This window comes from Microbacterium sp. Leaf288 (genome assembly GCF_001422925.1).
Classification (GTDB): domain Bacteria; phylum Actinomycetota; class Actinomycetes; order Actinomycetales; family Microbacteriaceae; genus Microbacterium.
In genome coordinates, this window is the sequence record NZ_LMNI01000001.1 from 30,726 (window position 1) to 50,877 (window position 20,152).

General features: G+C 67.5%; 15 protein-coding genes. 4 read left to right on the forward strand and 11 right to left on the reverse strand.

The window, feature by feature from the left end; genetic code table 11:
• Positions 1-175: 175 nt before the first annotated feature.
• Positions 176-1,072, reverse strand: a complete 897-nt coding sequence (locus ASF40_RS00125) for a glycosyltransferase family 2 protein (protein WP_056364735.1) — start codon at positions 1,070-1,072, stop codon at positions 176-178.
• A gap of 78 nt (positions 1,073-1,150) precedes the next feature.
• Between ASF40_RS00125 and ASF40_RS00130 the strand changes: the two genes are divergently transcribed.
• Positions 1,151-2,359 carry a glycosyltransferase family 4 protein gene (locus tag ASF40_RS00130; RefSeq protein WP_235560071.1) on the forward strand — a complete coding sequence of 403 codons (1,209 nt, stop codon included), beginning with the start codon at positions 1,151-1,153 and terminating at the stop codon, positions 2,357-2,359.
• Here the strand turns inward: ASF40_RS00130 and ASF40_RS00135 are convergent.
• Both ASF40_RS00135 and ASF40_RS21240 read right to left on the reverse strand, forming a co-directional pair.
• Positions 2,335-3,675, reverse strand: coding sequence for an O-antigen ligase family protein (locus ASF40_RS00135; RefSeq protein ID WP_162239836.1), 1,341 nt, complete (start codon positions 3,673-3,675; stop codon positions 2,335-2,337). The genes ASF40_RS00130 and ASF40_RS00135 overlap by 25 nt on opposite strands.
• A 10-nt stretch (positions 3,676-3,685) precedes the next feature.
• The gene (locus ASF40_RS21240) at positions 3,686-4,522 is read right to left on the reverse strand and encodes a hypothetical protein (RefSeq protein ID WP_162239837.1); all 837 of its coding nucleotides are present in this window, start codon (positions 4,520-4,522) and stop codon (positions 3,686-3,688) included.
• 107 nt (positions 4,523-4,629) lie between these two features.
• Between ASF40_RS21240 and ASF40_RS00145 the strand changes: the two genes are divergently transcribed.
• The gene (locus tag ASF40_RS00145; RefSeq protein WP_157549301.1) at positions 4,630-5,385 is read left to right on the forward strand and encodes a hypothetical protein; all 756 of its coding nucleotides are present in this window, start codon (positions 4,630-4,632) and stop codon (positions 5,383-5,385) included.
• Here the strand turns inward: ASF40_RS00145 and wecB are convergent.
• The 7 genes from wecB to ASF40_RS00180 form a co-directional block, all read right to left on the reverse strand.
• On the reverse strand, positions 5,289-6,467 hold the full coding sequence (gene wecB / locus ASF40_RS00150; RefSeq protein ID WP_056364746.1) for a non-hydrolyzing UDP-N-acetylglucosamine 2-epimerase: 1,179 nt from the start codon (positions 6,465-6,467) through the stop codon (positions 5,289-5,291). The genes ASF40_RS00145 and wecB overlap by 97 nt on opposite strands.
• Positions 6,464-7,717 (reverse strand): UDP-N-acetyl-D-mannosamine dehydrogenase, encoded by a 1,254-nt coding sequence (wecC, locus tag ASF40_RS00155; RefSeq protein ID WP_056364749.1) that lies wholly within the window; start codon positions 7,715-7,717, stop codon positions 6,464-6,466. Before wecC ends, wecB begins: the two co-directional genes overlap by 4 nt.
• On the reverse strand, positions 7,717-8,451 hold the full coding sequence (locus ASF40_RS00160) for a WecB/TagA/CpsF family glycosyltransferase (protein ID WP_235560072.1): 735 nt from the start codon (positions 8,449-8,451) through the stop codon (positions 7,717-7,719). The genes wecC and ASF40_RS00160 overlap by 1 nt, the downstream gene beginning before the upstream one ends.
• Before the next feature lie 35 nt (positions 8,452-8,486).
• Positions 8,487-9,614, reverse strand: coding sequence for a hypothetical protein (locus ASF40_RS00165; RefSeq protein ID WP_157549304.1), 1,128 nt, complete (start codon positions 9,612-9,614; stop codon positions 8,487-8,489).
• Positions 9,611-10,606, reverse strand: coding sequence for an NAD-dependent epimerase/dehydratase family protein (locus tag ASF40_RS00170; RefSeq protein WP_056364757.1), 996 nt, complete (start codon positions 10,604-10,606; stop codon positions 9,611-9,613). The genes ASF40_RS00165 and ASF40_RS00170 overlap by 4 nt, the downstream gene beginning before the upstream one ends.
• Positions 10,603-11,664 carry a Gfo/Idh/MocA family protein gene (locus ASF40_RS00175; RefSeq protein ID WP_056364762.1) on the reverse strand — a complete coding sequence of 354 codons (1,062 nt, stop codon included), beginning with the start codon at positions 11,662-11,664 and terminating at the stop codon, positions 10,603-10,605. Before ASF40_RS00175 ends, ASF40_RS00170 begins: the two co-directional genes overlap by 4 nt.
• An 82-nt stretch (positions 11,665-11,746) precedes the next feature.
• Complete coding sequence (locus ASF40_RS00180) at positions 11,747-17,797, reverse strand: DUF4082 domain-containing protein (RefSeq protein WP_082496763.1); 6,051 nt, start codon at positions 17,795-17,797, stop codon at positions 11,747-11,749.
• A gap of 176 nt (positions 17,798-17,973) precedes the next feature.
• On the opposite strand from ASF40_RS00180, the gene ASF40_RS00185 reads away from it, so the two are divergent.
• The gene (locus ASF40_RS00185) at positions 17,974-18,570 is read left to right on the forward strand and encodes an acyltransferase (protein ID WP_056364764.1); all 597 of its coding nucleotides are present in this window, start codon (positions 17,974-17,976) and stop codon (positions 18,568-18,570) included.
• Positions 18,571-18,600: 30 nt separating this feature from the next.
• Here the strand turns inward: ASF40_RS00185 and ASF40_RS00190 are convergent, their stop codons facing one another.
• On the reverse strand, positions 18,601-19,749 hold the full coding sequence (locus ASF40_RS00190) for a glycosyltransferase (RefSeq protein ID WP_056364767.1): 1,149 nt from the start codon (positions 19,747-19,749) through the stop codon (positions 18,601-18,603).
• A gap of 126 nt (positions 19,750-19,875) precedes the next feature.
• On the opposite strand from ASF40_RS00190, the gene ASF40_RS00195 reads away from it, so the two are divergent.
• Positions 19,876-20,148, forward strand: a complete 273-nt coding sequence (locus tag ASF40_RS00195; protein WP_056364771.1) for a glutaredoxin domain-containing protein — start codon at positions 19,876-19,878, stop codon at positions 20,146-20,148.
• Positions 20,149-20,152 lie beyond the last annotated feature (4 nt).

Sequence of the window (20,152 nt, forward strand, 5' to 3'; positions counted from 1 at the left end):
GGTTTCTTCGAGAGCGTTTCCATGAGGAGATCCTCACTGTGGGTCACGCTCTTCTCACGCTCCGCTCATATGCGTCCCGGCGCCGCCCCCCGCAGTCGAGCGCGCTTCACCTCCCTGAGAATCCGGTCCGGCCCCTGCCTCAATGGTCCACCTCGACAGACCGCGACTCAATCGGTCAGCGAGGTACGAGGTGGCGGCCGCATGCCAGTTCGCTGGGCCGCAAGCGTGGGTACAAGAGGGCCTTGATGGATGCTTTCGACTGAGAGTGGCCTCGGATCACCCACGTGAGTTCGGACAGAACAGTGAGTGCCCAGTAGGCAGCACCGGCGTATATGGGATGGGACCGCGCGTAGTAGCGCACCCGGTTGATGATCTGCATGACGTGAGTCCGATCGTTCCGGCCGGACCCGCCCCCGGCGTGGACTGCCAGCGCAGCCGGGGTGAAGCGCACGACCCATCCGTCAGCACGTGCCCGCGCGCAGTAGTCCGTCTCCTCGGAGTAGAGGAAGTACGTCTCGTCCCACTCTCCTACCTCGAGCGAGCACGCTCGACGCACGAGCAGTGCCGCTCCCAATGCCCAGTCGATGGACGCGGCGTGGTCGTACGCGACCTCCTCCTGAACGTACTCCGAGAAGGCGGGCAGCCCCGTGAATCCGAGACCTACAGCACGCAAGAGTGTCGGTTCTCGACGCTGGGAGCGTTCCAGTTCACCGTTGGGGCCGAGCACCTTCGGCGCCACGATCCCGACGTTCGGCGCGTCGAGTTCCGCCAAGAGGCCGCGAATGGCGTCAGGGGCCAGCTCGAGGTCAGGGTTCAGAATGAGATGTGCCTCGGCATGAGGACTGTGTTCGATTCCTCGGTTTATCCCGGCTGCGTAGCCCTTGTTCGCGCTCTGGATGACCTCGACCCACGGAAACTGGGCGAGCTGTGCGAGTGTGTCGTCTGTCGATGCGTTGTCGACCACGATCACCCGGGGAGTTCCACCGGGGTAGGCCGGATCGATCGATCGCAACAGGCGGCCGACGGAGTCGCCGCTGTTGTAGGTGACGATGACGATCGCCAAACCTCCCATGCGCGTCTCCTTGGCACGGTCCGATGAATGACGAGACCGAGGTTACCGGCTCCCCCCTGTCCGCTATAGCGTCTGGATGTGAAGCTTCTTCTTGTGGCGCCGACGATAGACTCCGGCGACGTCGGCGAGGCGTGGGTGGCGTTCCAGTGGGCGGACCACCTATCGAAGCGGCACGAGGTGACCGTCCTCAGCTATCGCAAGCGCGGTGCGCCGGAGATCGGCCCGCAACTGCCGCACGCGCGGGTGATCGAGTGGGTGGAGCCCGCTCTCATCGGCCGGTTGGAGCGGTTCAACAGCCTCCTGAAGCCGGGCTACTTCACGTTCGCCCGTAAAGCTCGACGGTGGATACGGGGTGCCATCGCCGGAGGCCAGCGATTCGACCTGGCGCATCAGGTCGTACCCGTCGCGATGAGGTACCCCAGTCCCCTCAGAGGCGGCCCGCTGCCGTACGTGATCGGACCGGTAGGCGGCAGCTTGGAGTCCCCGGTCGGCTTTCGGGACGAGGAAACAGGTCCGTGGTATCAGCGGCTTCGCCGTCTGGACGCGTGGCGGATACGGTACGACCCGTGGCTGCGTGCGACGTACGAGCGGGCAGCCTGCGTGATCGGGATAGCGGACTACGTCAGTGAGCGGCTTTCGGGTCTGCACGTCAAGAGGCTGGAGATCCTCAGCGAGACGGCCCTTCCCGAAGCGCCCGCGGTGCAGCCGCGCGAGCAGGTCGAAGCAACCACATCTCGGCCGCTGCGGGTGCTCTTCGTCGGCCGGGTCATCCGCACCAAGGGGGTTCGGGATCTGGTCGCGGCGATGGGGCGTCTGCGGGATGTCCCCGTCGTCGTGGACATCGTCGGCGATGGGTTCGATCTCGCCGCATGTCAGGAGCTCGTCCGGGCGCAGGGGCTGTCGGAGGGCGTTCGGTTCCACGGCCGTCGCTCCAGGGCGGAGGTTGAGCAGTTCTACGACCGAGCCGACGTCTTCGCCTTCCCGAGCTACCGCGAGCCCGGAGGAAATGTGATCTTCGAGGCAATGGGGCATTGGCTGCCGCTCATCGTCTGTGATCGTGGAGGGCCGTCCGCTGCGGTGAACTCCGAATGCGCGTTGATCTTGCCCGCGATCTCTCCAGATCAATTGGCCGGAGACCTTGCGGACGCCATCCGGCGTTTGGCGTTCGACCCAGAGCTGCGGGGCCGGATGGGGGTTGCGGCCAGGCAACGACTTCTGGAGGTGGGTCTGTGGGGCCCGAAGATGGACCGGGTGGATGAGATCTACGCGTCCGTCCTGTCGACATAGCGATGTTCGGCCACCTGCCACAGGCGGTACGTGGCGCCGCAGAGGCCCATCATGAGAAACCACAGACCCGGCACCATGGGAAACGAGAAGCCATCGAAGAGTGCAAGGCTGACGGCGCCGCTGCCCGTTGACGCTGCCACGGCGGCGGCCGCTCCGCGCAACCTGGCGTCGTTCGATCGAAGGTAGACCCGGGCGGCGCTCCACAGGCTCGTCGCGATCAGTATGAGCAACGCGATCACGCCGAGGAATCCGATCTCGACCAGCAGGAGCAGATACTCGTTGTCGAAGATCCGGTAGCGCGGAAGAAATGTTCCGATGCCGCGGCCGAACAGCGGCGCCTGTGAGATGTAGGCATCCGCGATCGCGTAGCTTTCCACGCGGGACGTCACAGAAGAGTCGCCCTGCCCGATCGCCGAAAAGAGTCCGAGGATGGAGCCGGCCACTCCGGGCACCGCGAGGAACACTACGGCGAGGAGCCCTGTCAATCCACCGATGGCCGCGATCCGTTGCCTCGGCGTCCAGGTCAACGCCAAAGCGATGGCACCAACGGCGAGCCCGATCACGGCCGATCGTGACAGCGACAGCACGATGGCCAGCCCCATGGCGAGCGCCGGCCACCAGCGTGCGAGAAGGCTCAGCCGGCCTGCGCCGGCGATCGGCAGTTGACCGACGCCGCGGGCGAGGGCGAGCGGCAAGAGCATCGTCATCACTGCGCCGAACTCGATCGGATGGACGGAGGTTCCGGCTGGCCTCGTAAAACCCTCACGCAGCGTTGCACTGAAAACGGCTTGGTGCGCTTCCAGTCCGGGAATCGAAATCTGGTCCACCCAATACTGACCGGTGACGAACTGAAACAGACCGAAGAGCGCCAGCAGGCCACCGAGAGTGGCAAGGTAATGCAAGAGGTCGAGCAGGCGCTCTGCGTTCGGGATCCCGTCGTGGGCGAGGAGCATGGCTCCGAACCAGCCGGCGATGGAGATCAACGTCAAGGTACTGACGCTGACCTCTTCCCCGCTGATCGGTCGAGCCATTCCGACGTAGAACGACGCCAGGATCATGGCGGTGAAGATCACCAACGCTCCGATGACCGGTGATGACTGCTGCGCGTGTGTTCGTTGGATCCGCGCCAGGCTCCACCAGACGAGGCAGCACAAAGCCAGCAGCAGGGCGGGAGAGCCGGCGCCGCGGAGAACCGCGACGACGAACTGCGACGGGAGTACGAGCCTGACCGTGATGAAGACGATCAGGACGCTCGTCGCATCCGGCCCGCGTCCGGTTCGATCGGTCGGCGTGAGGCCTGCAACGAGAGCCGACAAACCCCACTCCTCAGGACTGTTCGGACACCGCTGCGGCGGGCTGTGGAACGTCCGCGTCGGCAAGCGATCTCTCCAGATCGTCTTCGCCGACGCTGCGGTGATGTCGTCGCAGGGAGGAGTCGCTCTCGAGAGGAGTGCTTCCGCGACGGTCGGGGGGAAGATCCTCGACAGCGTCTTCGGGCGCCGACTCGACGCCGGGCTCATCCGAGTCATCCTCGTCGAGGGCATCGCGGGCACGGATGCGACGTGCCTCGCGGCGAAGCAGGACGTTGTCCAGCAGCACCAGCAGGATCAGCGAGAGACCGAGACCGACGATGCCTCCCACGACGGCTCCGACCAGCTTGTCGCGACCGACGGGCTCCGCATCGGCGTCGACCACCAGCACCGATGAGGTCACGCGGTTCCGGCCGTCGACGCCGACAGCCGACTGCAGCTCGGCGAGGCGAGGGGGCACCATCGCGACCAGCAGATCCCGCACTTCCAGAGCCGAGGCCTCGGACTTGTCCTGGACCTGGATGCGGACGATCGGTCCGCTGGAACTCGGATCGGGGCCGACCTCAGCCTCCGCAGTCGGGGATGCCGCCTCGATCTGACGTGTGACTGCCTGATCGGACAGAGCCTTGCCGAGCAGATCCACAGTGAGATCCAGTCCGCCCAGCTGAAGGAATGGATTGCCCTCGGCGGGGACTGTGGAAGCGGGAGGCAGCAGCAGGACCGACGCTGTGGCTTGATAGGTGGGCTTCGCAATGTAATACCCGGCAACTGCGAGTCCTGCGGTGAAGACCAACCCCACGAGTGCGAGAATCCATCGCCGCCGCACGATCATCGCCAGGTTGCTCAGATACAACGGACTGCCTCTCGCGTCTCAGCTTCATTGCCGACCACTCGCGACCGCAAGTAGTATATTTTACGTCCTCAACGTCCGGATCGGTGGCAGGATCGGGGTCCAAAACGGTGACGATCTGGGATCTTCTTGCCCTGTGGAGACGACAATGGGTGGTCACCCTTTTGTGCGTCGCGATGGGAGCATTCGGCGTTGCGCAGGCACGAAATGTGCAGACGGTGTACTGGGGGTCGACCTCGGTGGTGATCGTCGCCCCGTACCTGAAGGGTTACCTCACGCCACTTGGTGGCGATGTCATCCCCTTGGCCGGCGTCGTGGAGAAACTGCTGAACAACGACAGGAATGCGCCGCCGGCGGTCAGTCCCGACGCAAGCATCATCGATCGGGGAATTTACGATGGTGTCGTCGCCGACGTTCCCGACTACGGCGGACAATGGGCGAAGAACTACACGAATCCGATGATCGTGGTGCAGGCGTCTGCGTCGGACCCCGACACTGTCACGCAGCGGATCGCGGAAGAGACGGCGCGGATCGATGAGATCCTCGCCACGCTTCAGGCGGACGCGGGGGTTTCCCTGAGGGCGGAGGCCACCAGCCTTGCGCTGCCTCCCACCCCTGTCGCTGTGCAGGCCAGCGGAGTCGCTTCGCGAGCATTCCTGGCAGCGGTGGTGCTCAGCATCCTGGGAATCCTCATCGTCCCGTTCGGCGCGGACCGGCTGGCGGTCGCCTACCGAAAGGCGCGACGGTCCCCTGCGGCCCGCCCGCAGGCTCAGGCTCCGGCGTCGAATTCTGCCGGTGATCTGCCCAGCCCCAAGAACGCTGCGATGGCGTCGACACCGCGACGAGCCGCCGCGCCGTCGCCGTAGGGATTGCGTGCCTGAGCCATCGCGTCGTAGGCGGCGGGATCGGCGATCAGACGGGAGACTTCGGCCACGATGCACCGCTCGTCTGTGCCCACGAGCTTGGCCGAGCCGGCGGAGACAGCCTCGGGCCGCTCGGTCGTCTCCCGCAGCACCAGGACCGGCTTGCCCAGGCTGGGCGCCTCCTCCTGAACCCCACCGCTGTCGGTGAGCACGATGGTGCTGCGCTGCAGGGCTTGACAGAAGTCCGGGTAGTCGAGCGGCTCGGTGACCACGACGCTGTCACAGCCTTCCAACGGCGGCAGGATGGAGTCCCTCACGATCGGATTGCGGTGAGCGGGAAGCAGGACCATCAGTTCGGGGTGGCGCCGCGAGAGCTCGGCGACCGCCCGGGCCGTACGGCGGATCGGCTCGCCCCAGGACTCGCGTCGATGGCTCGTCACCAGCAGTACCGGACGATCCGCGGAGTTTCGCAGAAACTGCGCGAACTGCGGGTCATGCGCCGGGCGGGGAACGCTCGTGACGACCCGGAGGGCGTCGATGACGGTGTTGCCGGTCACCGTGATGCGTTCGCGCAGCACGTTCTCGAGGAGGAGGTTGTCACGGGCAAGCGATGTCGGAGCCAGGTGCACGTCGGCCAGCTGGGTGGTCAGCCTGCGGTTCATCTCCTCGGGAAAGGGGTTGTACCTGTTGCTTGTCCGAAGCCCGGCCTCGAGATGCACGACCGGCACCTTCTGGTAGAACGCTGCCAGCGCGGCTGCGAGAGCCGTCGATGTATCGCCCTGGACGAGGAGTGCCGCAGGCGCCACGTCGTCGATGATGGGCTCGAGGCCGGTCAGCGCCTTCGTCGTGATGCCATAGAGCGTCTGCCCGTGGCTCAGGATGTTCAAGTCATAGTCGGGGACGATCTCGAACACTCGGTTGACCTGATCGAGCATTTCTCGATGCTGGCCGGTGACGGCCACGACGGGCCGAAGCCGACCATGTCGTTCCATCTCCTTCACGATCGGAGCGACCTTGATCGCTTCCGGGCGGGTGCCGTAGACGATCAGAACCGGCCTGCGGTGGTCGCGGCCCGACTCGATCATCGCCAGTACCCCCGGGTGTCGAAGACCACCTTGCCTTCGAGCATCGGGCGGCTGATCGACCGGAACGCGTCATGGTCGACCAGAAGCAGAACGACGTCGGACTGTGCGACGGCAGTGGCGGGCCGCACGAACTGTATGTTCGGAATGCCCGTCAGGCGGCTGGGAAGTCCTGTCACCATCGGATCAGCGACGTTGATCGTCACGTCCGGCAGCCTGCTCGCCAACAGCTGGACGATGTCGACAGCCGGACTCTCACGTAGGTCGTCGACGTTGGCCTTGAAGGTCAGGCCCAAGCAGGCGACTTCTGGCTGACGGAATCGTGACACGCTACGGACGACGTGGTCGACGACGAACTCGGGCTTCGAATCATTCACTTCGCGCGCGGTGCGGATGAGCTTCGCCAGTCCAGGAGCCGCACCTACGATGAACCATGGATCCACCGCGATGCAGTGGCCACCCACTCCCGGGCCCGGCTTGAGGATGTTGACACGAGGGTGATGGTTCGCCATCTTGATCACCTCCCAGACGTCGAGTCCGACCTGGTCGCAGATCATCGAAAGTTCATTGGCGAAAGCGATGTTCACGTCGCGATACGCGTTTTCGACCAGCTTCGCCATCTCCGCGCTCGCGGCGTCGCAGAGTTGGATCTCCCCCTGGCAGAACACACGGTAGATTTCCGCCGCTTTCTCCGCGCACTGCTGTGTGATCCCACCGATGACCCTGTCGTTCAGCACCATCTCGACCATGATGGAGCCCGGAAGGACGCGCTCGGGACAGTGGGCGACGAAGACGTCGGGCTGCGATTCACCCTCACTCGGCAACTTCAGGTCTGGGCGGAGTTCCGCGAGCCATTCGGTGACCGTCTGGGTCGTTCCGGGCGGAGAGGTGGACTCGATGACCACGATCGCACCCGGATGCAACCGCGGGGCGACGTCGGCCACCGCCGCCTGGACGTAGCCCAGATCAGCCGTATGGTCCGGCTGGAACGGGGTGGGGACCGCGATGATGTACGCGTCGGCCTCCGGCATCTCCGTCGTCGCGGTGAGGCGCCCGCGGGCCACGACGCCGCTGAGACTGGTCTCCAGGTCGGGCTCGACGAAGGGAAGTTCGCCTCGAGCGACCATCTCGACGGTTCGCTGGTTGACGTCGACACCGATGACCTGGGTTCCCTGAGCCGCGAGCATGACGGCCGTCGGCAGCCCGATGTAACCCATCCCCACGACCGCGACGGTGCCATTGAATGACGGCATTATCTGTTCCAATCCAGCCTCGAGCGTCTGGGCGATCGAAGGTATTCGCGCGCGACCATCACGATGAATGCTCCATTCGTGCGGAAATACCGCATGAACATCCGCCGTGGTTCCTGGACCACTCGGAATGCCCACTCCATCCCCAACTTCTGCCAGATTCGCGGGGCGCGTGCCGTCTTTCCGGCGAGGATGTCGAACGATCCGCCGACGCCGTGCGTGACCGGCACCTTCATGACGTTCTGATTCGCGGCGATGAAGGTCTCCTTCTTCGGCGAAGTCATCGCGACGAACAGCATGTCGGGCGAACTGGCGCCGATATCCTGTGCAACGGCCGCCGACTCCGCAGCACTGAAGTAGCCGTCGTGGTGCCCGGCGATGCGGGCGTTGGGGTATCGCTGCTCCACGACTTCGACGACGCGGTCGAGGACCTCGCGGGTTGCCCCCAGCAGATAGACCGAGTACCGCTTCCTGCTCGCAAGGTCGAGGAGATCCTCGAACAGATCGATGCCGGCCACACGCTCGGGCAGCGGCTGCCCGAGGATGTGGCTCGCCCACACGACGGCTTGGCCGTCGGCGAAGATCTCGTCGCAACTCAGCAGCGCCCGACGAAGCGCCGGGTCCTTCGCCGCATTGACGATCTTCGCGGCGTTGAGCACGCCGATCTGGTGCGGCTGACGGGACTCGATCGCACGCTCGCACAGCTCGACCGCCTCCACCTCGGTGGCGGCCAGCACGGGGTACCCGAGAATCTCACGGACGGGCGTATCGGTCATGCTGCGCTCCTCTGCGGGGAGCCCCACGCGTACAACAGCCAGCCGAGTTCATACGGTCGGCATTCGTAGTCGATGTGCCCGGGCGGCATGACCCTGTCGAGACCCGGCACGTGCAGGCCCGGCCGGATCGAAGTGGTGAGGGCGCCGATGGCCCGCGAGGCTTTCACTGCCTCGCGGCGACCGACCTTTCGCCACACGACACCCAGCTCGGGCGCGATCAGCGGCTCCATGCATTCCGGGTGGGTGGTCAACCAGCCGACACCCCGTTGGACGGCATCCGCGTGATCGTCCCCGCCTGTCTCCGCCAACTCGAGCAGCGCCATCGGGGCCATGCCGTGCTGGTGAACCGCGTATACGGGAAAGCCCTCGACCACCGATCCGTCGCGGCGGTCGTAATGCCACCACCACTGTCCGTGGTCGCCTTGCAGATCGACGATGCGCCTCGCGGTCTCGTTCGCAACTGCCAGGTGCTCCGGCCGGCCGGTGACCGTGTGGAGCCGGGCAAAGGCCTGGATGGGATACACCTGATCGGCGAAGCAGCCTACGTGGCCACGGACTCCCCGCGCCGGGGGCAGGGTGTGTGCGAACACACCGGCTGTTCCCCGGTATGCGAGAAGTCGTAGTGCCGCGCGGTCCCGAAGGAGGTCGGCCTCCGCGCCGACCTCCACGGCCGCCATGAGAATCCACGACGCCACGACGGTGTCGACGGCGCCGTCCAGCGCGGTTGCCAACGGGGCGACCAGGCTGCTGTCCGCAGCGCCCGCAACCTCTGCAGCCGCCCACAGAGAGAGCGCTGCGGCACCCGGCTCGGTCTGCCTGAGCGCAGCCGCCTGGCATTCGAGGGCGAAGTCAGCGGCCGTCCGCCCATCGAGCGCAGCGCGTTGGACGTCATCAGCCATGCGACCGAGGCCCAGCGCGGCGATCGCGGCATAGCGCAGATTTCGACCTTGTGGCTCCAGCCGTGGTCCGTCGGCGCTCGGGAGTCCCCGATACGTCTGGGGCACGTCTGTCACGGTCTGGCCGCCGATCTGGGACAGCCCGCGTACGGCAATCTTGAGGAGGTGATCGATGAATGGTTGGGCATTCGGCAGGGCAGCACGCGAGGCCCGGGACACATCGGTCATGACACGGTCACCCCCCGGCCCGCTGCGATCTCTTCGCGCAGCGGCCGCCACCATGCGACGAGCTGCCGGAGCCCGTCGTCGATGCCGATCGTCGCCTCGAAGCCGAGGTCGCGCCTCGCCGCCGACGTATCGGCGAGGCGGCGCACGACGCCGTTCACCGCGCGTTCGGGGCCGTGCTCGACCCCCAGATCGGAGCCCATCGCGCGCAACAGGGCCTCCGCAAGTTCGAGCAGGCTGGTCTCGGTGCCGCTGGCGATGTTATAGGTCCCCTCGACGACGTCGCTCCGGGCAGCGAGGATGTTGGCCCGCGCGATGTCGGGGACGCACACGAAGTCCATCGTCTGCATGCCGTCGCCGAAGATCAGCGGTGGGCTGCCGTCGGCGATGCGCTCCATCCAGCGCACCAGCACCTCCGTGTAGAGGCCGTGCACGTCCATGCGCGGGCCATACACGTTGAAGTAGCGCAGGAGCACGAAGTCCAGGCCCTGCATCGCCCGGAAGCTACGCACGAGGCCCTCGTTGAAGGTCTTCGCGGCGCCGTAGAGCGTGTCGTTGTTCTCGTGGTGATGGCGCTCCGATGTCGGGAACTCCTCGGCCATGCCGTACACCGAGGCGCTGGAGGCCGCGACGAGCTTCCTCACGCGATGCCGCGCCGCGGACTCGACGACGTTGAAGGTGCCGTCGACGAGCACCTCGAGCGCGAGGCGCGGTTCCTCGGCACATTGCGTGATTCGGATCGCAGCCTGGTGGAAGACGACGTCCTTGTCGGCGGTCAGGTCGTCGACAAGTCGCGCGTCACGGATGTCGCCGTCGACCAGCTCGACCCGGCCGGAGGCCAGCGCGTCGTCGAGATTGGCGCGGCGTCCGCGGACGAGGTTGTCGAGCACGTCGACGTGGGCGACCCCGGCCGCGAGCAGCTGGTCGACGAGGGTGGATCCGATCGTGCCCGCACCGCCGGTGACGAGGACGCGGGCGCCTTCGAGCTCGGTCATGCTCCCTGGACTTCCTTGACGAGGGACTGGACCGGGCGCGGGGCGCCGTACGCGAGCAGGCTCGCCGAGGCCCCTTCGAGCACCGACAGGACGCGCAGCCCGGCGTCGCCGCTCGTCCGCGCCGGACGCCCTTCCCGGATCGCACCGGCGAACTCCCCGACCACCGCGGCGAGCGCCTCGCGTTCGGGGAGAGCGGGCGCCCAGGTGTCGCCCAGGCGATAGGAGATGTTGGCGGCCCGGCTGTCGGCCGTCGCCTTGGACTGCAGCGCGAGGTCGACCCCGCGGTCGTAGACGCTGAGGCGCTGCTGCGGATTCAGGTCGTCCCACACGAGCGTGCGCTTGGTGCCCCCGATGACCATCTGGCGGATCTTCGTGGGGCTCAGCCAATTGACGTGCACGTGGGCGATGCCGCCGCCCCTCAGAGGCATCGCGAGGTAGCCGATGCAGGCTCTGCCCGTGGCGAGCGGGTCGGAGCCGTGCGCCGACACCGACGTGACGTCGAGCCCTCCGGGCAGGACGAAGTCCATGATCGACAGGTCGTGGGGGGCGAGGTCCCAGAACACGTCGACGTCTGGCTGGATGAGCCCGAGGTTGATGCGCACGCTGTCGACGAAGAGGATCTGACCCAGCGCACCGTCGTCGATGAGCTCGCGGATCTTCAGCACTGCCGGCGTGTAGCAGTAGGTGTGGTCGGCCATGAGCACCAGGCCGTTGCGGCGCGCGCGCTCGACCATCTCGGCACCGCGCTCGCGGGTGTCGGCGACGGGCTTCTCGACGATGACGTGCTTGCCCGCGTCGAGGGCCGCGAGCACGACGGCATGGTGGGTGCGCGCGGGCGTGGCGATCGCCACTGCGTCGATCGTCGGATCCGCCAGGACCTCCCCGTAGTCCGCACTCACCGGCACTCCGCCGATGCCGTCGGCCACCTGCAGCGCCCGCGCGACGTCCAGGTCGCAGATCGCTGCCAGCTCCCAGTCCGCCGATGCGCGGAAGTTCCGCGCGAGATTGGGCCCCCAATACCCCGCGCCGATCACTGCTGCCCTCAGTCGTTTCGCCACCCGAGCACCCCCAATCTCTCCGCCCGGTCCCCACACCAGAGCGCCAGCTCGTTACGAAGCGTTCACCTCATCCAGGTGTCGTTCAGTTGTCCGGGTCGAAGACGACATCGACCCAGTACTTGTTGCTGTTCGTCGTGCCGGGATTGCCCGAGCCGAAACCGCTGACGCCGCCATTGGCGACCGTCGACAGGGGCCCCACCGTCACGACCGACGCGAGCGCGCCGTTGGTGACGGAATAGCGACCCGACGAGCTGAGCAGTGTCACCCTGTACTCGGTGCCGACGGTCAGTCGCACCGGCGTCGACAGAACTGCCGTCTGCCAGCCGGATGCGGTCTCGTTGCGGAAGGTCACCTGGGCGAGCACCGTTCCGTTCGCGCTGCGCAGGTACCCGGTGTGCGTGCCGTTGTTCTGGCTGCCCTTGTAGTACCGGATCGTGGTGACGACGCCAGGCGCGCTCACGCGGAATCTCGTGCCGGTCTGGATGGCCAGGATGGCGTTGGCGTTCGCGTTGGCCGGCGTGCCGGTGGTGAAGAGGCTCACCTGGTCCGGCTTAGCCATCGTCGTGAACGACCAGGTCCCGTTCGCGACCGCAGTGCCGTTCGCGGTGACGGTCGCGGTGTAGGCGGTGGTCCACGCCAGCGCCGTCGTCGGAGTGAACGTGACCACACCGGTGGAGACGTTGAAGCTGCTGGTCCCCGCGAGGGTCGTGGCCCCCGCCTTCAGGGCAAGACTCGCCGAGAGCGCCCCGGTCAGAGTGGCCGTGATCTTCACCGTCGCCGGGTCGACGTTCGCCGCCGCTGCCGCCGGGGAAGTCGCCGTGAGGGTCGCGGGCCCGACCGTCGTGAAGGACCACGAGCCGCCGGTCACTGCCGTGCCGTTCGCCGTCGCCGTGACGGTGTACGTCCGGGCGTTGGCCAGCGCCGCGCTCGGCGTGAACGTCGCCACACCGGTCGTGGTGTCGAACGCCGAGGTGCCGGCGACGCTCGCGCCGCCGGTCGTGACGGCCAGCGAGGCCGACTCGGCGTTGCCGAGCTTCGCGGTGATCGACACTGCTGTCGGGTCGACGTTCGCGGCGGAGGCTGTCGGCGTCGTCGAGATGATCGCTGCTTCCGGCACCGTCGTGAAGGTCCACGTCCCTCCGGCGAGTGCGGTGCCGTTCGCCGTCACCGTCGCCGAGTAGGCCTTGCCTCGCTGCAGCGGCGCGCCGGGGGTGAAGGTGACGACCCCGGTCACCGCGTCGAAGGCCGAGGCGCCGCCGACCGTTACGCCGCCGACCGTGAGGGTGAGGGACGCCGAGGTCGCGTTCCCGAGTGTGGCCGTGACGGCGGACGTGACGGCGACGTCGGTCGCCCCGGCCGACGGCGACACCGATGCCAGCGTCGGGCGGAAATCGATCACAGGCTCCACGAAGTACGCCGACGCGCCGGAGGACTGTACGGGGAAGCCGCCGATCGCGTCGTAGCGGAAACGTCCGTTCGCCGTCGAGGGCGCGGTGATGTCGCCGGACACCTTCGGGGCCGCGAAGTAGCCGCCCGTGTAGGAGTAGCCGCCGTTCGGCGCCAGATACGACACGACGTACGTCTGACCAGGCGCGACGCTGATGGGCGTCGCCAGTGCGGCCGACTGCCACCCCGACGCCGACTCGGCGAGGAATGTCACCCGCGACAGGATGGCCCCGGTGCTGTCCCACAACGTGCCGCGATGGACGCCGGTGTTCCCCGCGCCCTTGTAGAAACGGATCGCGGTGACCTTGCCGACCTTGCCGACGGTGAAGGCGGTGCCCAGCTCGACCGGCGCGGTCTCGGCGACGGACGCCAACTGCGGCAGGTCGGCTCCGAAGATCGTCTGCATCGTCCCGGCGGGCGCCTCGGCCACACGGAAGACCCAGGAGTCGAGCGTTGCGCCGTCGAGGACCACAGCCGCCGTGTAGTTGCCGGAGGAGACCAGCGCCGCCGACGGCACGAACCGCACCACGCCGGTCGCGCGGGTGAACGAGGAGGCTCCGGCGACGGCGCCACCGGGACCCGTCACCGTGAGGGACGGCGTCTGCGACGCGCTCACCCCGCTGACCGTCGCCGACACCGCGGCGTCGACCGCGACGCCGTCCGCCCCTCGGGCGGGAGTCGGACCCGTCACCGCCAGCGTCGTCTGCACGACGAACTCGACGTCCACGAAGTAGTTCGTCGAATTGTAGGTGTTGGTCGGCGCGACGCCACCCGAGCCGTAGCGGTATCGGCCGTTCGCACCCGCGATGGTCTTGAGAGGCCCGCTCGACACTTCGGCCGCCAGCGCGGCCGGCGTGTAGGCGTATCGCCCGGCGGGAGCGAGGTACGAGACGGTGTACGTCTGGCCGGGGCCCACCACCACCGGACTCGACAGCACCGCGCGCTGCCAGCCGGACGACGTCTCGCCGACGAACGTCACCTGCGCGAGTCGTGTTCCGTCCTGCGCCCAGAGCGATCCCACGTGCACCCCGGAGGTCGCTGCACCCTTGTAGTACCGGATCGCCCGGATCTCGCCGACGACCGAGGTCGTGAACGCGAGGCCGAGCTCGACCGACGCCGTGTCGCCCATCTCCGCCTCGACGGTCGGGGTCGCCGCGGCGAAGAACGTCGTGATGGTCTGCCCTGCTGGGGGCGCGACGACGAAGGACCACGAGACATCCGAGCCGGAGGCGCCGTTCGCACCGGCCAGTCCCGTGATCACGACCGAGACGGCAGCGCCGCGGGCGAAGGCGGACGACGGGGTGAAGGTGATCGTCTTCGCGTCCGACGACAAGGCCCACGTCCCGGGGACGACGGCGCCGTCGGCCTTCACCGTGCCCTGGTAGCCGCCGGCCATCGCACCGCTGAAGACCGCAGAGACGGTCGTCGTCGGAGCCGCGTCGAGCGTTGCGTTCTGAGGCGACACCGACACGAGGGTGGGTGCGACGGCTGCGGGGATGAAGACGACGTCCACTCCGTAACTCGCCGTCGACGTCTGCGACGGATAGCCGCCGCTGTAGGTGAATGCCCCGCCGTTCGCAGGGACGGTCAGCGGCCCTCGCGCGTAGCCGGCGCCGAACTGCCCGGCCGTGACGGCGTATCCGCCGGCGGGCGCCAGGTATGACGCGGTATAGGTCTGACCGGGCACGACGCTGATCGGCGTCGGAAGGGTGACCGTCTGCCATCCCGTCGACGATTCGTTCTGGAAGGTGGCGGCCGAGAGCTGGGTGCCGTTGGCCGCCCACAGCGCACCGACGTGCGTTCCGGCGTTGGCGGCGCCCTTGTAGAACTTGATCGCCGTGATCTTGCCCGCCATCTGTACGCTGAACCTCACTCCGATCGTGACCGAGTCGCGGTCGGCATCCGACCCGACGGTCGGCGTCGTGCTCTCGGGGTAGAGCGAGCAGGGGCACTGGCCCTCGGGGAGGTCGACACCCTGCGTGGTGAAACTCCACGAGGACGCCGCGTCCAGCGCGACGCCGTTGGCGTCCTTCGCCGTCGGCGTGACCGTGTACGTCGTCGATGCAGTGAGCAGGCTCAGCGGGGCGAAGCGCGCCGTCTTGGTCGGCGCGTCGTAAGAGACGGTTCCCTCGACCACGGTGCCCGCAGCATCCTTCATCGTGATCCCCACCGTGGCGGGATCCGCAGGGCGGGTGAACGTGGCCGTGATCGCGGTGCTGAGTGGGACGCTGGATGCTCCGGGCAGCGGCGTGCGGGAGCTGATGCGCAGCGGCGACGAGTCCGACTTCGTGAACATGACGTCGACGAAGTAGTTGCCCTCCTTGTAGGTCGCCGTCGGAAAGGCGCCGGCGCCCGCGTACACGCCCGGGGAGTCGGTGCCCGCGACGTTGTTGACGCTCAGCGGTGGCGACGTGACGGACTTGTACGGCCAGTACAGATCGGTCGTCGCATACCGGCCCTGGGGTGCGGTGTACGAGACCGTGTACTGCGTGCCCGCGATGACCTCGACAGGGCTGACGAACTCGGCTGTCTGCCAGCCGGCAGCCGTCTCGTTCGTGAAGTTGACCGTGGCGATCCTGGTGCCGGACGTGTCCCACAGCGAGCCGAAGTGGGTGCCGCCGTTGCCCGCGCCCTTGTAGAAGCGGACTCCCGTGACGAACCCGTCCGTTGTCGGCGTGAAGCGCAGTCCGAGCTCGTAGGCGCCCGCATCGGAGGTCGAGGCCACGGCGGGGACGGCGTTCCCGAAGACACTCGCGGGGCCGGTGATGTTGAGGCTCCGGGTCGTCCCCGCCGTGGAGTAGTTCGCGCTGTCATCGATCGCTCGGACGATGAGCGGCGTGGTGCCCGTGCCGGACTGGATGTACGTGAATGTCCAGCTCGTGGTGCCCTGGGCCGGGTGCCAGGTCGTGCCGCCATCTGTGGAGGCCTCGACACCGGCGACCCGGCCACCGACATCGCTCGCCGTGCCGGTCGCGGTGACCTGAGCGCCGTTGGCGATGGACTGACCCGCGGTGGGCGTGCTGATCGCGACGACGGGTGCCGTCGTGTCGGTGCTCTTCGTCGCGGCCACGAGGCCGGACATGAGCGACCCGGGCTGAGCGCCCATGTCGGCAAGCAGGTTCACCTGGGCCTGCTGCATGCGCACGTCGGCTGCGGCCCCATTGCCGTCGTGGGTCTGGTCGAGCCCCCAGCCCCACTGGATGCTCGCCGCGGAGAACACGAGCGCTCCGCTCTGTGCCCGATACAGGGTGACGTGATGCGTCGTCGTCCCCGCCACCACCGTGCTGCCGTAGTCGGTCAGATACTGCGGCGTCGGTCCGGTCGTCGTCGACAGGCGGATGAGTCCCTGCGGACGCAAGCCGTTGTCGAGGTCTTCGTTCGCCTCGTACCCGATGGTGTGCGCAGCGAGCGACGCGCTCGTGCCGGAGGCCAAAGACGCTAGCGACGTGTTGCGCCACAACCGCGTCCTGCCCTCCTCGCTGCTGACCTGCACCGCGAGATCCACGTCGTTGACCATGTACATGGTGCCGGTCAGGCGGTTCTCGGGCAGACCGCCGCCTTGCGCAGGGGGCGCGAAGCGGGGGTCCCGCCACGTTCCCGTCCACTGCGGGCTCGGGTCGATCTTGGCGTTGCTCCACGTCTCCTTGTACGACACGAGCGTGCGGTAGCCGGTATTCGAGCCGTCGGCGGAGTTCTCGTAGCGCGTTCGCCAATACCCCTCATTGCCGGCGAGGAACTGCAGATTCACCCCTGCGTCGCGTGCCGCCTCGATGTTGGCGCGCTGCGCTCCCGACCAGTACTCGTCGTGGCCGACCGACATGAACACCTTGTGATTGAGCAGCTCACCGCCCCGCCGGTCGGTGTCGACGCCTGCGAGGTAGCTCACGTCGTAGCCGTTGCGCTCCATGAACCGCACCGTCGCGTATTCGGAGCTGAAGTAGAAGTCGCGGCCCGAACTGTTGCCGCGAGTGGCGAAGGGCCGGTTGTAGCTGATCTTGTAAGCGCGCCCGTTGGCCGCGCCCTGATAGAAGTCCGACCCTCCGTACTTGTTGTACGCCTGCCACGTCGGGTCGGAGGTCTGGAACAGCACCTCGGAGTGGTTGCCGTCGTTGCGAACGATGAAGATGATGTGGCTCGAGTCGGCGTTGTCCGTCCGCGTGAGCTTGGCGATGTACACGCCCGAGACGGCGTCCGCCGGCACGTTCCAGGACGCCGAGACCCCCCAGTTGCCGCAGTCGTAGAGCTCGGTCGTCACGTCGGTTATGCACTGCGGCTGCCCCTGCGGCAGCGTCGCGGTCACGGGCACGGACGTGATGAAGCGCGCGCCGAGCCCCTGGTACCAGCCCGTGCGGTAGACGTCGATCTTGTAGGCGCGCGCGTTCGTGTCGATCTTGAAGTCGATGCGCTGCCCGGCGTTGACGGAGATGTCCGTCGCGAAGCCCTGGATCGACGAGTCCCCCGCCCCGTCGATGTCCCACACCGAGGGGTCGGTTCCCGGCTTCTGGTTCTCGCACGTGACCGGATTGATGCTCGCCCCGCACGGGCTCGCCGCCCGCGCCTGCGGACCAGGCGGAATCGCGATGAGCAGTGCCGTCACCAGCGCTGCGAGCGCAGCGAAGGTGATCGCCTTCTTGCGGTACGTCCGTGATCCGGGCGGAACCGTCGCCAGAGGCTGGTTGATCCCCATGAGCTTCCCAATTCCCGACGCCCTCGTCGGAGCTGCCTTCCCGTCGGCCTTCGGGTGACCGGCTGAGAAGACATCCGCGTGCGATACTTCCCCAGTGCCCGCGGAGGGTCCCGCGCGCAGTATAACCACATCACGACGCACAATGGAACCCGAGCGGCGAAGCGGGGAAGAGGACGATGGGCGATTCCACGACGATCCAGGCGTCCGCCGACGTGGCCGAAAGTGCCCGGCTGGGCGCCAGAACACGCGTCTGGCACCTCGCCCAGATCCGCGAGAACGCGGTGCTCGGCGCCGACTGCAACATCGGCCGAGGTGCCTACATCGGCCCGGGCGTCGTGCTCGGCGACGGGTGCAAGATCCAGAACCACGCCCTCGTGTACGAGCCGGCGCGTCTGGGCGACGGCGTCTTCATCGGCCCCGCCGCCGTGCTCACCAACGACGAGTTCCCGCGGGCGGTCAATCCTGACCTCACCCCGAAGACCGAGGACGACTGGCATCGGGTGGGCGTCACCATCGGCACGGGAGCGTCGATCGGCGCCCGGGCCGTCTGCATCGCCCCGGTCACGATCGGCGAATGGGCGCTGGTCGCCGCGGGCGCCGTGGTGACGAAAGACGTCGCGCCCCACGCCCTTGTCGTCGGCGTGCCGGCGCACCGGGTCGGCTGGGTGGGGCGCGCGGGCAAGCCCCTGCGGCCCGAAGGCGACCAGTGGGTGTGCCCCGACACCGGTGAGCGCTACACGCAGGTCGGCGAGCGCCTCACGCCTGTCGGATAGCGGATGCCGCGGGCCGCAGCATCCGCTTCCCTACAGCTCGCCGGGCTGCATCGCCTCGCGGTCCAGCTCCTCGACGAAGCGGCGGGCGGGGCTGACCTCGGCGCCGGCCTTGCGGGGCGCGTAGACGACCAGCGAGTGGAAGAGGAAGCGGACGAAGAACGCGACCACGAGGGTGATCGCCGTCGCCACGACCGCTGAGATGTGCCCGGTCGAGACCATCATCGCGACGATCGGGATGCGGATGACGGCCTCGGCGTTGTTGAACGTGAACGACTTCGCGAAGCGCAGCCTCACGCCGGAGGCGCTCTCGCGCATGTCCTGGAAGACGAAGCGCTCCTGCAGCAGGAAGTTGCCGACGATCGTGACCTCGGCGGCGACGATCGCGGCGACGATGTAGTCGACGCCCCAGTGGGTGAGCGCCCAGACGATCGCGACGTTGGCGATGGCGCCGAGTCCGCCGATCACGGCGAACAGCGACATCTTGCCGAACCGCAGCGCGGTCAGCTGTGTGAGGAAGTGCAGCCCCTGGCGCACCGACGCCTTCGACTCGCCCGCGTGGCGGTCGGCGAAGTCGAAGGGGATCTCGGCCACGCGCATCGGGCGGCGCGCGAGGATCTCGAGCAGGATCTTGAAGCCCCGCGGCCGCAGCTGCTCAGCGTCGATCGTGCGGCGATCGATGAGGAAGAACCCCGTCATCGGGTCGGACACGTCCTTCAGCCGGATGGGGAACATCGCTCGCGTCACCGCGGTCGAGGCCTTCGACACCATCACCCGGGTGCGGTCGGCGAGTCCGCCCGCGGTGCCTCCGCCGGCGTAGCGCGAGGCGATCACGACATCCACGTCGCCGCGCGAGTAGCGGTGCCAGAGCTCCGGGATCTCTTCGGGCGGATGCTGCAGATCGGCGTCCATGACGAGGCACGCGTCCGCCTCGGCAGCGGCGAAGCCTTCCATGACCGCTCCCCCGAGGCCACCCACGGGTCGATCCCGATGGATCAGCCGGACCGGCAGGGAAGCGGATGCCGCGACCTCGCGGATCACGTCGGGAGTGGCATCCGTGCTGTCGTCGACGAAGATGATCTCGGCGTCGAGACGGTTCTGTACGGCGGCGGTGATACGCCGGACGAGCTCCGCGATGTTCGGAGCCTCGTTGTACGTCGGAACCACGATCGACAACAGCATCGCGGGCTATCCTCCCACGCGTCGGTGAATGGTCCACTCAGGGTTCAGCAGACGCAGGGGAGACGCACGGCCGGCACACCAGCTGCCTCACCCGGCCCGCGCCCAGGATCCATCCCTGAGAATGGGATGGTGACTTTCCCGGCTTCTTCCTCCTCCACCATCACGATGTTCGGCGCCGACTGGTGCCGCGACTGCATCCGCACCAAGAAGCAGCTCGACGAGCTCGGCATCTCGTACACCTACGTCGACCTCGTCGCCGACCCCGCGGCCGCGGACGTCGCCCGCGACATCTCGGGTCGCACCAACATCCCGGTCGTCGTGTACCCGGATGCCTCGCACCACGTCGAGCCGTCGAACGCCGACGTCGAGTCGAAGCTGCGGGAGCTCTCCCTCATCTGAGGCG